11 protein-coding genes are annotated in these 13,803 nt (G+C 57.8%); 7 read left to right on the top strand and 4 right to left on the bottom strand.

All coding sequences use genetic code 11. The annotated features are described in order from the left end of the window. Positions 1-70: 70 nt before the first annotated feature. Entirely contained in the window at positions 71-2,017 is a 1,947-nt protein-coding gene (locus A3224_RS06730) for a VacB/RNase II family 3'-5' exoribonuclease (protein ID WP_067152802.1), read from the bottom strand. Positions 2,018-2,368: 351 nt separating this feature from the next. On the opposite strand from A3224_RS06730, the gene A3224_RS06735 reads away from it, so the two are divergent. Beyond that, on the top strand, positions 2,369-3,445 hold the full coding sequence (locus A3224_RS06735) for a Glu/Leu/Phe/Val dehydrogenase dimerization domain-containing protein (protein WP_067152804.1): 1,077 nt from the start codon (positions 2,369-2,371) through the stop codon (positions 3,443-3,445). Positions 3,446-3,664: 219 nt separating this feature from the next. After that, entirely contained in the window at positions 3,665-6,481 is a 2,817-nt protein-coding gene (locus A3224_RS06740) for a M16 family metallopeptidase (protein WP_082817422.1), read from the top strand. Between the two features lie 100 nt (positions 6,482-6,581). On the opposite strand, the gene A3224_RS06745 is transcribed toward A3224_RS06740, so the two are convergent. Next, the gene (locus A3224_RS06745; RefSeq protein WP_067152806.1) at positions 6,582-7,196 is read right to left on the bottom strand and encodes a glutathione S-transferase family protein; all 615 of its coding nucleotides are present in this window, start codon (positions 7,194-7,196) and stop codon (positions 6,582-6,584) included. Positions 7,197-7,500: 304 nt separating this feature from the next. Here A3224_RS06745 and A3224_RS06750 point away from each other — a divergent pair, with 304 nt between their 5' ends. After that, positions 7,501-8,820 carry a metal-dependent hydrolase family protein gene (locus tag A3224_RS06750; RefSeq protein ID WP_067152808.1) on the top strand — a complete coding sequence of 440 codons (1,320 nt, stop codon included), beginning with the start codon at positions 7,501-7,503 and terminating at the stop codon, positions 8,818-8,820. Between the two features lie 72 nt (positions 8,821-8,892). Here A3224_RS06750 and A3224_RS06755 read toward each other — a convergent pair whose 3' ends face one another. Both A3224_RS06755 and A3224_RS06760 read right to left on the bottom strand, forming a co-directional pair. Continuing rightward, complete coding sequence (locus A3224_RS06755; protein ID WP_067152810.1) at positions 8,893-9,603, bottom strand: SIMPL domain-containing protein; 711 nt, start codon at positions 9,601-9,603, stop codon at positions 8,893-8,895. Positions 9,604-9,697: 94 nt separating this feature from the next. Next, entirely contained in the window at positions 9,698-10,861 is a 1,164-nt protein-coding gene (locus A3224_RS06760; RefSeq protein WP_067152812.1) for a hypothetical protein, read from the bottom strand. 79 nt (positions 10,862-10,940) lie between these two features. Between A3224_RS06760 and A3224_RS06765 the strand changes: the two genes are divergently transcribed. The 4 genes from A3224_RS06765 (at position 10,941) to A3224_RS06780 (ending at position 13,531) form a co-directional block, all read left to right on the top strand. Then, positions 10,941-11,381, top strand: coding sequence for a VOC family protein (locus tag A3224_RS06765; RefSeq protein WP_067152814.1), 441 nt, complete (start codon positions 10,941-10,943; stop codon positions 11,379-11,381). 64 nt (positions 11,382-11,445) lie between these two features. Beyond that, positions 11,446-12,552 carry a patatin-like phospholipase family protein gene (locus A3224_RS06770; protein ID WP_067152816.1) on the top strand — a complete coding sequence of 369 codons (1,107 nt, stop codon included), beginning with the start codon at positions 11,446-11,448 and terminating at the stop codon, positions 12,550-12,552. Continuing rightward, complete coding sequence (locus A3224_RS06775) at positions 12,549-13,220, top strand: GntR family transcriptional regulator (RefSeq protein ID WP_067152818.1); 672 nt, start codon at positions 12,549-12,551, stop codon at positions 13,218-13,220. The genes A3224_RS06770 and A3224_RS06775 overlap by 4 nt, the downstream gene beginning before the upstream one ends. Positions 13,221-13,222: 2 nt before the next feature. Continuing rightward, positions 13,223-13,531, top strand: coding sequence for a DUF6122 family protein (locus A3224_RS06780; protein ID WP_067152820.1), 309 nt, complete (start codon positions 13,223-13,225; stop codon positions 13,529-13,531). Positions 13,532-13,803: the final 272 nt, after the last annotated feature.

The raw sequence follows: 13,803 nt of genomic DNA on the forward strand, positions 1-13,803 counted from the left end.
ATTGTGCCCGTTTACCGAGTTCTGCAGTCCCGGTGCAACCGCATTGGCGCACCGGGGTTCTGCTGGAGGCTTATGCGTTTTCGGTGGCGACCAGTTCCAGGGCAATACGGCGCTTGTCGATATCGACAGCGCTTACCTTCACGGTCACTGGCTGGTCGAGTTTGTAAGTGACTTTGTTGTGGGTCAGTTTGAGGTATTTGCCATCAAACTCGGGCAGGTTTTTCTTGTCGCCATTTAGGCGAACAAAGCCGTCAATGCCATTTTCATCCAGCCTTACGCCGAGGCCTGCGCCGTTGACTTGGGTAATTTTTCCTTCGAAGACCTGGCCTGTCTTGTCTTGCAGATACTGTGCGTAGAGCCACTGCTCCAGGGCGCGGTTGGCCTGGCGGCCGCGGATCAGGCTGTCTTGAAGGGCCTCGACTTGTTCGTCACTCAGAGCCTTGGCCTGCTGACTCTGCGCGGCGGCACGCAGTACCCGGTGGTTGTGCAGGTCGTTGTATTTGCGGATCGGTGAAGTGACAGTGGCGTAGGCTTCCAGGCCCAGGCCCAAGTGAGCGCCGGGTTTGTTGGCGAGCTGGCCGGGGCGCAGCATGCGCTTGAGCACCGCGAGCAGGTCCTGCATTTGCGGTTCGCTGTGGTTCTCCAGATGCTTGACCAGCGCCAGGTAATTGTCCAGTTGGTGCAGATCTTTGTCTGCGTATTCCGGCAGGGTTTCCTTGAGCAGGCTTCTGATTTCACCCATGCGTTCGTCGCGGAAACCTAAATGCACGGAGAAGCAGCCCTGTTGCATCGCTGCGAGCTGGCGCCCGACGGAGATATTGGCGGCGAGCATTGCCTCTTCCACCATGCGCTGGGCGACGTTGCGCTCCTGTTTCTCGATGCGTTCGATTTTGCGCTGTTCGTTCAGGAAGATGGCGTAGTCGGGGCGCTCCTCCATAGTCAGCGAGTGGCTGGCGCGGTAGGCCGTACGCGCTGTGCAGAGGTCGGACAGGTTGCGCAGGCTTTCCTTTTGGTCCTCGGGCACGGCGCTGTCATCGCCTTCGATAAAGTTTGCTACCTGCTCGTAGCTGAGTTTGTGGCGGGAGCGGATGGCCGCGAACTCATAGCGGCTGTCGCCGATGGTGCCGTCGCTTTCGATATCGATATGCAGCACCAGAGCGGGGCGCAGCTCGCCCTGCACCAGTGAAAAGAGGTTTTCACACAGATCGTTGGGCAGCATCGGCAGGGTTTCGCCGGGCAGGTATTGGCTGTGGGCGCGCTTGAATGCCTCTTTATCCAGCGGGCTACCTTCTTCGATCAGGCAGGAGGGATCGGCGATGGCAATGTGTAGGGACCAGCCACTGTCGCGCTTGCTGACGGCAAGGGCGTCATCCATATCCAGTGTGGTGGGGGCGTCGATGGTAACGAAGCCCAGCTCCGAGAGATCTGTGCGTTCGGCGGTGATTGCCTCGATTCGCCCTTTGATTTCTTCCGCCTGCTTCATTGCCGCCGGGCTGAAGCGCTCCGGCAACTGGTGTTGGGCGACCACGTAGGCGTGTTCAATACCGGGCATATCCGGTTTGCCGATGACGGTTTCCACCTTGGCCTGGGCCTTGCCGTCCCGGAACGGGTGGCGGCTGATCTTGCAGGCGATGAACTCCCCCGGCTGCGCCTTGCCACGGGCTTTGGGCGGCAGAAAGATCCAGCGGTTCAGCCCCACTTCACTGGGCTGCACAAAGTGCCCCTGGCCCCGCTGTACATACTGGCCGACAAGGAATTTGAGCTCACTTTCCAGCAGTTCGTCCAGTTCGGCTGACAGCTTGCCTTTGTCCTCTTCGGTAAGGCTGACGCGCACCCGGTCACCGGGAAACACACGCTCCATTTCTGCCGGCGGCAGGAAGGCTTCGCGCCCGTCGTCCAGCACGACAAAACCAAACTTGCCGTTGCTGCCACGTACCCGCCCTTCGGCGAATTCCTTGTTGGAGCGGATGTCGGATTTCAGTTGTTTGAGTTTTTGGAGCGCGTCGGCATTCAGCATTGAAACAGTCTCTGCGGGTCGATTTTGCGCGCGGATTCTACCAGACCCCAGTGAAACGGGGTAACGCGCCAGCGCCGGTTTTCGCTCCGTACGGCGCATTGGTAGCGGCCTGCCGCCGTCGCGGGGACGCCAGGGGCGGTTTGATGACTGGGCCGCAAAGAGCGTTTCCGTGTGGTTGTTTATCCTAAATTGGCTGTTATTGCGTGATGTTTTCGCTTTGATTTGATGTTGGCGAGCAAAATTTGCAAACTCTATCTGCCCCAGGTGGATATAATCTTAGCTTCTTATAAAACAGATAAAGACTGTGGTTGTTCCCCAGCAGTGGAACCGGTCTCCGGAGAGGAACAGTAAATGAGTATTTTTTCCCATCCCGCCTATGACAAGCACGAACAGGTGGCTTTCTGCCAGGACGCCAAAAGCGGCCTGAAGGCGATTATTGCGGTGCACAACACCAATTTGGGACCCTCGCTGGGCGGCTGCCGTATGTGGCCCTATGCGGATGACGGTGAAGCGCTGAACGACGTACTGCGCCTCTCCAGAGGTATGACTTATAAATCCGCTATGGCCGGGCTGAAACTCGGGGGCGGCAAGGCGGTCATCATCGGAGATCCGCGCAAGGAGAAGACCCCTGAGCTGCTGCGCGCTATGGGCGACTTCATCAACACGTTGGGCGGCCGCTATATCACCGCTGAGGATTCCGGCACCAGCGTCGCGGATATGCATATCATCGGCGAGCGAACTCAGTATGTTTCCGGCCTGATCGCCGAGTCGGAGCACGGCGGTGATCCATCGCCCTCTACCGCTTACGGTGTATTTGTCGGCTTGAAGGCGGCGGTGGAGCACCGTTGGGGCAAAAGTGATTTGAGTGGCCTCAAGGTCTCCCTGCAGGGGGTGGGCAATGTGGGCTTCCGTCTGGCCAAGCTGTTGAAGGACGCGGGCGCTGAACTCTTTGTTACAGATATCTTCCAGGACAATATCGACCGCGCTGTCAGCGAGTTGGGCGCAACGGCGGTCGGTGCAGATGAGATCTTCGACCTGGACGTGGATCTCTTCGCCCCCTGTGCCCTGGGTGCCGTACTGAATGACGATACCATTGCCCGCTTAAAAGTGGGGGCAGTGGCTGGCGCGGCAAATAATCAGCTGACGGAGATGCGTCACGCTGCGGCCCTCGGTGAGAAGGGCATTCTGTATGCGCCGGATTATGTCATCAACGCCGGCGGCATTATCGATGTTTATTACCAGCAGCAGGGCGACTACGACCCCGCGCGTGTGAAGGCACATATTGAAACCATCGGCAGCACCATGCAGGAAATTTTCCAGCGCGCGGCCGAGACAGGTGAGACCACTGCGCACGTGGCCGACCGCATCGCGGAAGAGCGTTTTGGTCACGAGGACGCGTCAAAAAACATTGACCCGGCGGCCGCTTGATTATTGAGCGGGCATAAGTCCGTTGAGTCACTCTCTCCCCTGGAGCGATTTGCGTCATCGCTTCTCTTTGAGGTATTTATTTGGGCACTTCGGTGCCCGTTTTTTTGTCTGATACACCGCAATATGGCCAAATGCCCGGTGCTACGCTGACTGAAGTGCTAGAGTCCGCTGTAACGGAAGCCGGCGGCCGCCCGAACTACCTCTGGAGATATCCGATCTATGACACTGCGCAGCATTCTTATCATTTTCCTGTCCCTAGGAGCGCTCTCTCTCGGTGCCTGCGGTAAGCCGGATGAGGGGCGCCATCGTGTACAGGCTGTGGCTGGCGAGTCGGTGGATGGCGCCCGCGCGCAGTCCGACAACCCCGCCTATGTGGCGGCGCCCGAATTGGATATTCCGTTTTATAAGGAGAAGCTGGAGAACGGTCTGACAGTAATTGTGCACGAGGACCACAAGGCGCCAGTGGTGGCGGTCAATATCTGGTATAAGGTGGGCTCAAAGGATGAAGTGCCGGGCAAGACGGGCTTTGCACACCTATTTGAGCACCTGATGTTTAACGGCTCGGAAAACTATCCCGGCGAGTACTTCGAACCCTTTCAGCGCTCCGGTGCCACGGATATGAACGGCACCACCAATAATGACCGCACCAACTATTTCGAGACAGTTCCCACCGGGGCCCTGGATATGGCACTGTGGATGGAGTCTGACCGGATGGGCCACTTCGTGGGGGCGATTACCCAGGAGACGCTGGATGAGCAGCGCGGTGTAGTCAAAAACGAAAAACGTCAGCGCGAAAATACGCCATATGGTCAGGCTTTCGAGCGCATTGCCAGTGGCACCTTCCCGCCGTACCACCCCTATTCGTGGACAACCATCGGCTCCATGGAGGATCTGGACAACGCCAGCCTCGAAGATGTGAAGCAGTGGTTCCGGGACTACTATCAGCCAGCCAACGCAATACTGGTGATCGCAGGTGATATCACTGTCGAAGAAGCCATGGCCAAGGCGCGGCAATACTTCGGGAATATTCCCAGCAGTGGCGTGCAGCCGCGACTGAAAAACTGGGAATTGCCAGTGCAGCCCAATAAGCGCGAAGAGATGTTTGATCAGGTGCCGCAGACCCGCATCTACAAAGTGTGGAATGTTCCGGCGGTCGGCAGTGAGGAAGAGGATGCTTTGGACCTGATCACTTCTCTGCTGGCGAACCGCAAAAACTCGCTGTTATACCGCCGCCTGGTGCGCGATGAGCAACTGGCTACCAGCGTCAGCGCCTTTTATTACGGGCGTCAGCTGGCGGGCCAGCTGATGATTATTGTGGATGTCAAACCCGGTCAGTCGGTAGAAAAAGTGGAGGCAGTGCTGGATGAGTCGCTTTGGGCTTTCGTAAATAATGGTGTGGATGCCCGGGAATTGCGCCGTATCAAGCAGAGTGAATTTGCCAGCTTGGTAAAAGGACTGGAAAAAATCGGCGGCTTCGGAGGCAAAAGCGATATCCTCGCTCAGTCCGAGTTTTACTACGGTGACCCCGGTGCGCTGATAGAAGGCCTGCAGCACTACGCTGGTGTCTCCGCGCAGGAAGTTCAAGCTGTTGCCGCCCGTTGGCTCACACCGGAAAGCTATACCTTGATCATTCGCCCGCGGGAAAAGTATGCCACCTCGGAAAAAAAGGTCGATCGCAGCCGTTTACCGCCGGTGGATAAAAAGGTGGAGCTGGAGTTGCCCAAGCAGGAGTCCTTCACACTCGATAATGGCCTGAAAGTGGTGCTGGCGGAACGCCACGATACGCCGGTCGTGCTGATGAACCTGCAATTCAAAAGCGGCGCGGCTGCCGATGGCGACAAGCCGGGTCTGGCTTCCATGGCCGCAAGCATGTTGAGCGAGGGTGCGGGAGACCTGGATGCGCTGGCGTTCAGCGCGCGCCAAGAGGAGCTGGGGGCCAGCATTGGCACCGGTAGTGGATTGGATTACAACAACATCACTTTGAGTGCCCTCAAAAATCAGCTGGAGCCCTCTCTCGAGCTGTTTGCCAAGGTAGTGCTGGAACCGCTGTTCCCGGAGAAAGATCTTGCTCGGGTTAAGTCCAACCGGCTCGATGCTATTGCCCAGGAGAAGGCGCAGCCGCAGGGACTGGCGTTGCGCACGCTGCCGCCGCTGTTGTTTGGCGACAAGCACCCCTACGGGGCACCGTTGACCGGTTCCGGCACTGTTGAGGGAATTGAAGCAATTGAGCGCGATGACTTGGTGCGCTTCCACAATACCTGGGTGCGCCCGGACAACGCGGTTCTGATCGTTGTCGGTGATGTCACCCGGGAGGAGATCCAGGCGTCGCTGAACCGTGCACTGGCGGATTGGCGGGCGCCAAAAACTGAATTGGCGCGTATCGAGGTGCCGACGGTGAAGCGGCCGCAAAAGACCAGGATCTATTTGGTGGACCGTCCCGGTGCCGAACAGAGCTATATTATGGCCGGCCTGGTGATGCCGCCTTGGCAGCCGCAGGGAGCGGAAGCTTTTGAGGCGATGGCGGCGGTAATCGCCGGCAAATTTACTTCACGGGTGAATATGAACCTCCGTGAAGACAAACACTGGACTTACGGTGCCCGCGCTGTTTCTCTGGACACAGAAGGGCAGCGCCCCTATATCCTCTTTGCACCTGTGCAGACCGACAAGACGGCCCCGGCCATTCTTGAATTGTTGAAGGAATACCGCAGCTTCCTCGGCGATAAGCCGGTCACTGAGCGGGAGTTGGCGGACTACAGAGACGATGAAGTACTCAAGCAGAGTGCTCGCTTCCAGACCAAGGGGCAGCTGCTGTCGAGTATTGCCTGGCAGGTGGAGAAGGGCTTGCCGCCGGAGTATATCTCCGAATATCCACAGCGGGTGGAGGTACTGACGGTGGATGAGGTGGAGTCCTCTGCAAGGCAGTTCCTGCAACCAGATCAATTTACCTGGGTAATCATCGGAGACCTGAGTCGGATACAAAAAGAAGTGGAGGCACTGAATATAGGGCCGGTGGAAGTGCTGTCTCCCGGCGATTAGCTGGGCGCGGGTTGCGCTTGGTAAAAGCAAGGGGCCCCGGCCGGTTTCCCGGCGGGCGCCCCGAAATCAGTTGCTGTAGGTGCAAAGTTGATTTGGCGGCTCAGGCCTTGGCACTGGGGCGTGCGCTCAGTTGTCCATGCCAGCGCGCCAGGTGAGGGTACTTTTCCGGGGTGGGCCGCAATTGCACGACTTTGCCGAAATCCAGTATGCACAGCATGCTGAGATCCGCTACCGATAGGTAATCCCCTACCAAGTATTGGTTATCCGCCAGATGGTGGTCCAGCAAGTCAAAAAATTGCAGTGCCTTCTTGCCGCACTCTTCGCCAAAGTCGGGGAATACTTTCATGCGGTCTTTAAAGAAGCCGGTGCCGTGCTGAAAGCAGCCGCCGATATTCATCATCATGTTCAGATCGGCGCGGCGGTGCCACATCTCTACCAGTGCTTTCTCTTTGGGATCGCGGCCAAAGAGGGGTGGTTCTGGGTACAGCTCTTCGAAATAGCGCTGGATGGCGACGGATTCCGCGATGCAGGTACCGTCGTCCAGTTCCAGCACCGGAACTTTGCCGTTAATGTCCCGGCGCCGGTAATCCTCAGTGAGATTTTCCCCCTTGGTGATGTCCACTTGAACAAACTCGATATTGTCGATGCCTTTTTCCGCCAGGTACATGCGTACCCGGCGACAGTTGGGCGCGCTGGCGAACTCGTAGATTTTCATTGGGTTTCCTCTCGACGCGATTCTTGGGGTGAGCATAAGCTTGGGGTACATTGTACGCTTTGTCAGGGGCTCTGATTCATTCGCTTCCCGGCGGTAAAGATAGTTGGAAGTCAAATGAGCTGTGCGGGTGATGGGCTGCACTTCAAAACTGCCTGATACCTGATACAAGAAGGTGCCCGGCGGCGCTAAAGGAAAGTACTCGAGCGCTTTTGAAGAGCGCCTAGAGCTGACTACAGCGCTCACGCGAAAGAATCAGAGGTTCGCCTGAACGAACGACTTTAAGAGGGATTAAACGGGTGGGGCAATGACAACAAATACCAAAGGAGGCCACTTCCGCAACCGCGCTGCTGCTCTGTTGCTGGCCTTATTGAGCGGCCTGTGTAGCAGTTTGGCATCGGCGGAATCTACGGCGGTCTATGCGGGAAAACTGTTCGACAGCGAGAGTGGCAAGCTGTTGGAAAATCGCACTATTCATATTGTCGATGGCCGTATCGAGTCGGTGCAGAAAGGGTTTGCCAAGCGCGATCGGGAGCGTTTGGTGGATCTGCGCAACTACACAGTGTTGCCGGGGCTGATGGATATGCACACCCATTTGGCCTATGAGTATGGCCCGCGGACCTATATGGAGCCCTTCACCTGGAATCCAGCGGATTACACTTTGCGTGCCGTGGATACGGCGCGGCGCACTCTGCGGGCCGGGTTTACCACGGTGCGGGACCTGGGTGACAGCGACAATGTCACCATCAGTCTGCGCAAGGCGATAGAGGCCGGCACCATTGAAGGTCCGCGGATTTTTACCGCTGGCAAGGCCATCGCTACCACCGGTGGTCACGCCGACCCCACCAACAGCTTCCGTTACGACCTGATGGGTAGTCCCGGCCCCGCGGATGGCGTTATCAACGGTCCGGTCAGTGCTCGCGAGGCCGTGCGGCAACGCTATAAGGACGGTGCCGATTTGATCAAGATCACCGCGACCGGTGGTGTATTGAGTGTGGCCAGGAGCGGCCAGAATCCGCAGTTTATGCAGGATGAACTGGAGGCCATTGTCGCCGCGGCGAGGGATTACGGCTTTACAGTGGCGGTACACGCCCACGGCAAAGAAGGGATGGATCGCGCCATACGCGCGGGTGTCGACTCCATTGAACACGGCACCTATATGGATGGGGAAACCATTGAGCTGATGCGGCGCCACAACGTCTGGTATGTGCCCACACTACTGGCGGGTGAATGGGTTACACAGAAAGCTATGCTGGACGGTTTTTTCCCCGAGGTGGTGCGGGGAAAAGCGTCCACCATAGGCCCACTGCTTCAAAACACCTTCGCCGATGCCTACAAGCGCGGCGTGAAAATTGCCTTTGGTACCGATAGTGGTGTCAGCCGGCACGGCGACAATGCGCGTGAATTCGCCCTGATGGTGGCCGCTGGTATGACCCCTGCAGACGCCATCCGCAGCGCCACCTGGAATGCGGCGCAGCTGCTAAAAATGGGGGATGAGCTGGGGAGTATCAGTGAAGGTAAGAGAGCGGATATTGTCGCGGTAAGTGGTAACCCGTTGGAAGATATCACTGAGTTGCAGCGGGTGGCCTTCGTGATGAAGGACGGAAAAATTTACAAGGCCCCATGACGCTACTGAGCGCTTGCAATATTTCTTGATAAGGTCCGGAAGCCCTGAGTAATCAGCGCTTCCGGGCCACAGTTATCGCAATTCGAATACCAGGTCCAGGTTGACGGACAGGGTGGTTTCTCCGGGGGCTACCGGTGTGGCCGCGCTGTCTTTTGCTGCCGCTATCTCCGCGCGCATCATCGGCATTGGTTGGGGGATACGGCCTCCTTGTTCTGAAATGCTGACGATACGGCGCACCCTCATGTCTAGCGCTTTGGCGTAGGTTTCCGCTCGGGCGCGGGCTATGTCCAGTGCCCGCTTGCGCGCTTCGGCCAACACCGGTTCCGGCTCGCCGATTTCCAGGCTGGGCCCGTGGATTTGGTTGGCGCCGGCTGCGGCCAATGTGTCCAGCACCTCGCCCAGCGCCGGCAGATCGCGCACCTTGATACTGACGGTATTTCTAGCCTGGTAGCCGGTGATTTGGGGTTTGCGGCCCTGTTGGTAGTCATAACGCGGCGACAGGCTGATGCCACTGGTTTGTACATCTTTTTCGTCGATGCCGGCTTTTTTGATCGCCTTTATCAGTTTGTCCATTTGCGTGGCGTTATCGCGCATAGCTTGCTCGCTGTCTTCCGATTCAGTGACCACGCCCGCCGAAATGTTGGCTACATCTGGTGCTTGACTTGCCTCGCCGGTTGCGGAGATGGAAATGAGAGTGCCGCGCTCGGCCGGGGAGCGGTCGCCGCCGCAGGCAGTGGCCAGCAGGGTGAACAGGGCGATGGTGGACAATTTGACAACCTTCATGACGTTTTCCTTGTGGGTTGCAGTGAAAATTTTGTGACAAACAGAAGGCGGAACAGTAACCTCCGTTAGCTGAACAGGCACTGAGCGGGTTGCGTCAGCCGAATACCCGCCGGTAATCTTCCGCTTCGCCGTGATAGATCGCAAAGCCCAGGCGCAGTAACCGCTGGCGTCGGTCGCACAGTACCCCGCGGGATTCGAGTTCCCGCTGCAGCTGTTCCGATTTTTCCCCGCTGCCGCAGTCGAAGGCAAAGAAATGGCCGTGGCCGTTTTCCAGATCGTGACAGATGAGGTTGCTCCGGTTCAGAAGCGGGTGATGGGCTTGGTCCATCGCGGTGAGAAAGCGCCGCTGTGCGGCCAGTACATAGGAATGAATTTTTTCTACGGTGATGCCCTCGCGCTCGAACAGCTCGAAGACCGCAAGGCCTTTGTAAAGGGCTGAGTAATCCATGGTGGCGCCGGCAAAACGCAGCCAGTTGTCGTCAAACTGGACTCTGCCACTGCGGTTTTCCAGCTCCGTTAATTCGGCGAACCAGCCGGTATTCAAGGGGCGCAGTTGGCAGTTGGCGGGAATGGTCATAAAGCACAAACCTTCGCCGGCACCGAGGTATTTGTAGGAACCTGCGGTAAAGTAGACCTTGTCCGCGGCTTCGCTAAGATCAATGGGCAGGGCGAAAAAAGCGTGGTAGCCGTCGATAACAAATTCTGTGGATTGCGGTTTGCGCGCGGCGATCTTGAGCAGTTGGGGAAACTCGACGCCGGAATCAAAGAAAACCAAGCTCGCGTAGGCCAGTTGGTAGTCACCACGCTGGAGTTCCCGCTCGAAGCGGGCGGCCAGGGTAGCGTAGGGTTCTTTGGCAACGCGGGTGACTTCGATCGTTGGCAGCTCCTCCAACCGCTGCAGTTGACGGGCGAAGCTGTAGAATTCGCCATCGGTGGTGAGAATGCGCAGCGGCTTGGTCAAATCGAAGGCGCTGATCAAGCGGAAAACCAACTCGTGGGTATTGGGCGCTATAGCGATCCGGTCGGGGGCTGGTAAACGCAGGGTGCGCGCCACCGCAGCTTGCCAGGCCGGGATCTTCTTCTCGAACAGAAGGCGCCACTTGTCATCGGCCAGCATAGCGGCGTCGCGCCAATACTGTTGCGCTGCTTCGAAGGTCACGTCCGGCCAGTAGTGGTGGGAGTGGCACGCCATGTGCAGTGGGTTTTCAAAGCGGCTGCACTGGGATTGTAAAAATTGTCGATAGTATTTTTGATACATTTGGTTTTGGCGCCGGCAAACCGAGTGTAATAAATTGTTGCCGGCATTTTAGATGGTGACGGATAGAAGGAGTAGTACTGTGGAATATCTGCACACGATGGTGCGAGTTTCGGATCTGGATGAGTCTTTGGAGTTTTATTGCAACAAACTGGGGTTGCAGGAGGTCAGCCGCAAGGATTACGAAAAGGGCCGCTTTACGCTGGTGTTCCTGGCCGCTCCGGGCGATGCGGAAACTGCGCGGGAGAAGCTGGCGCCCTGCCTTGAACTCACATACAACTGGGACCCGGAAACCTATACCGGGGGACGCAATTTTGGCCATTTGGCCTACCGAGTGGATAATATCTACGCAACTTGTCAGCAGCTGATGGATAAGGGTGTCACCATTAACCGTCCGCCGCGGGACGGTCATATGGCGTTTGTGCGTTCCCCGGACGGCATTTCCATTGAGTTGTTGCAGAAAGGTGAGCCGCTGGAACCGCAGGAGCCCTGGGCATCCATGGAAAATACTGGCGAGTGGTAAGCATACCGGCAGGAGTGCTTGCAGGGGCGGGCGCAGTGCCCGTCCGCAAGGTTAGAGAAAGGCAGTGAAAAGATCTAATTGCGTATTACTGGCCGGTAAATCGGCAGCGGATCGCATCCGCGCGGAGGGGTTGCGCCAGGAGCAGTTCTCCACTCTGGTGGGGGCTTCCGGAGGGCCCAAGTGGCTGGTGATCAGTCAGCTTGACAGGGTGCTTATAGGAGAGTTTTTCAAGGGGCGCAGTCGGCCCATCGTAACTCTTGGTTCATCCATAGGCAGTTTCCGCAACCTGTGCTATGCGATGGAGGACTCCCTGGGCGCTCTGGAGCGCCTCGAGTACGGCTATATCAACCAAACTTATGCCTCCGCAAAACCCGCGCCCGCGGAGATCACCGCTGCCGCTGAGAAGATCCTTAAAGAAGTTCTGAGGCGGGGAGGGGCACGAGAAGTCGCGGAAAACCGCCTCTGGCACAGCCACTTTGTCACTGTGCGAGGGCGCGGCCTTCTGGCCAGCGAGCGGCGCGCACTGCTGGCGCCGGCGCTCCTTGCCTCAATGCTGGCAAACGCCCTGTCCAGAGACAGCTTGAGTTGCTTCTGGGACAGGGTGGTATTCCACTCGGGCAGCGCCGCCGGTGTTCGTTTCGACAAGCTGCGAACGATCAATGCGGCGCTATCGGAGGAAAATGTCTGCGATGCCGTATTGGCCAGTGGCTCGATTCCGCTGGTAATGGCCGGGGTGCAAAATCCACGGGGGGCGCCAGCGGGCAACTATCGCGATGGCGGTATCACCGACTATCACTTCGATCTGCGCTTCAAGCATCCGGAGGGGCTGGTCTTTTATCCGCACTTTTTCCCTTTTCTTGTGCCAGGTTGGTTTGATAAAAGCCTGCCTTGGCGCCGCGTCAGGGGGGATGCCATGGAAAACACATTACTGGTAGCGCCGTCCCCGGCGTTCGTTGCTCGCTTGCCCTACGGCAAGATTCCTGACCGCAACGACTTCTACCAGCTCGGCACCGATGAACGGTTGAAGTACTGGAATACCGTGGTGGATATGGGCAGGCGGGTGGCTGATGACTTCTATGAGCTCTGGCAGACGGGGGCCGTCGCCGATCACTTGATCGAAGTTGGGCGAGATGAAAGTCCTCACAAGCTGTCGCAGGTGGCAGCCATATGAGTGGTGCGCGGGAACTGGGAGTGTCCCAGGAGGAATTCCGTACCACCCAGGAGTGGGTCTACCACCAGGTGCGGGAGGCTATTCTGCGTGGAAAATTTTTGCCTGGCCATCCAGTCACGATTCGTGGGCTGGCCGCGGAGCTCGGCTGTAGTCCCATGCCGGTACGCGAGGCGTTGCGCCGCCTTACCTCCGAGCGTGCGCTGGAGTTGTCGGACACGCGGCGGGTGACGGTGCCCACTATGACCCCGGAAAAGCTGGCCGAGATTTGCGCGGCGCGGGTGGCGCTCGAGTGCCAGGCCGCGGAGCGGGCACTGCCCTATGTGGGCCCGGACGAGCTGGAACGGCTGCGCAGTCTGGACGACCGGGTCAGTGCGGCGCTTGCGGATGGAGATACGGAAGCGTATGTCACCGCTAATTTGGAGTTCCACTTCACCCTGTACCGTCTAGGTCGACCGCATATCATCCTGTCCTTGATAGAGAGTCTGTGGCTGCAGACGGCGCCTCTGCAGCACCTGGTTTTCCGGCGCTTTGGCGTGCAGGAACTGCCCGACCGGCACCGGGATCTTCTCGAGGCCATCTCCGCTGGTGACCCCGTGCGGGTGCGCACCGCCATCCGTCAGGATATCGAGGAGGGGCTTGGCTCCATCTCTGCAGAAGAGCTTTTATAACGATGTTTGCATATCTCCATATTGCCTTGCACTTTCTTGTGCCGGTGGGCATTGCCTGGTTTTTCTTCCGCACGGACTGGAAAAGGGCCGCGTTGATCATGCTCGCCGCCAATCTGGTCGATTTGGACCATTTTCTCGCCAGTCCCGTGTACGACCCTAACCGCTGCAGTATCAACTTTCATCCGTTACACAAGATGCTGCCGATCTCTCTTTACGGTGCCATGATGTTTCTGCCCTGGAAGCCGGTGCGCTACCTGGGGATCGGTCTGGTTACCCATATGTTGCTGGATGCCTTGGACTGTGGTGTCTAAAGGGCTGCTTGGCCTCTGTGGGCGCTGAAGTTGGTTTCTCGGCGCTCAAGCCATGCGCTTGTCGAAAAGGCGCTGGTGTCCCCTTGTCACTTGTATCCCCCTAGGGAACCTCTGATTAATTCGCGTGAACCTAGTGGTAGGTTCCGGGGCGCTCAGACAATAGGACGGACATTTCGAAAGCGCACGAGTACTTCCCTGTAGCTCCGTCGGATACCGCCTTGTATCCGACGGTTTCGAAATGTCCGTCCTACCACCTGAGCTTCACATCCGCC

This window comes from Microbulbifer thermotolerans, assembly GCF_001617625.1.
In the GTDB taxonomy this organism is placed as follows: domain Bacteria; phylum Pseudomonadota; class Gammaproteobacteria; order Pseudomonadales; family Cellvibrionaceae; genus Microbulbifer; species Microbulbifer thermotolerans.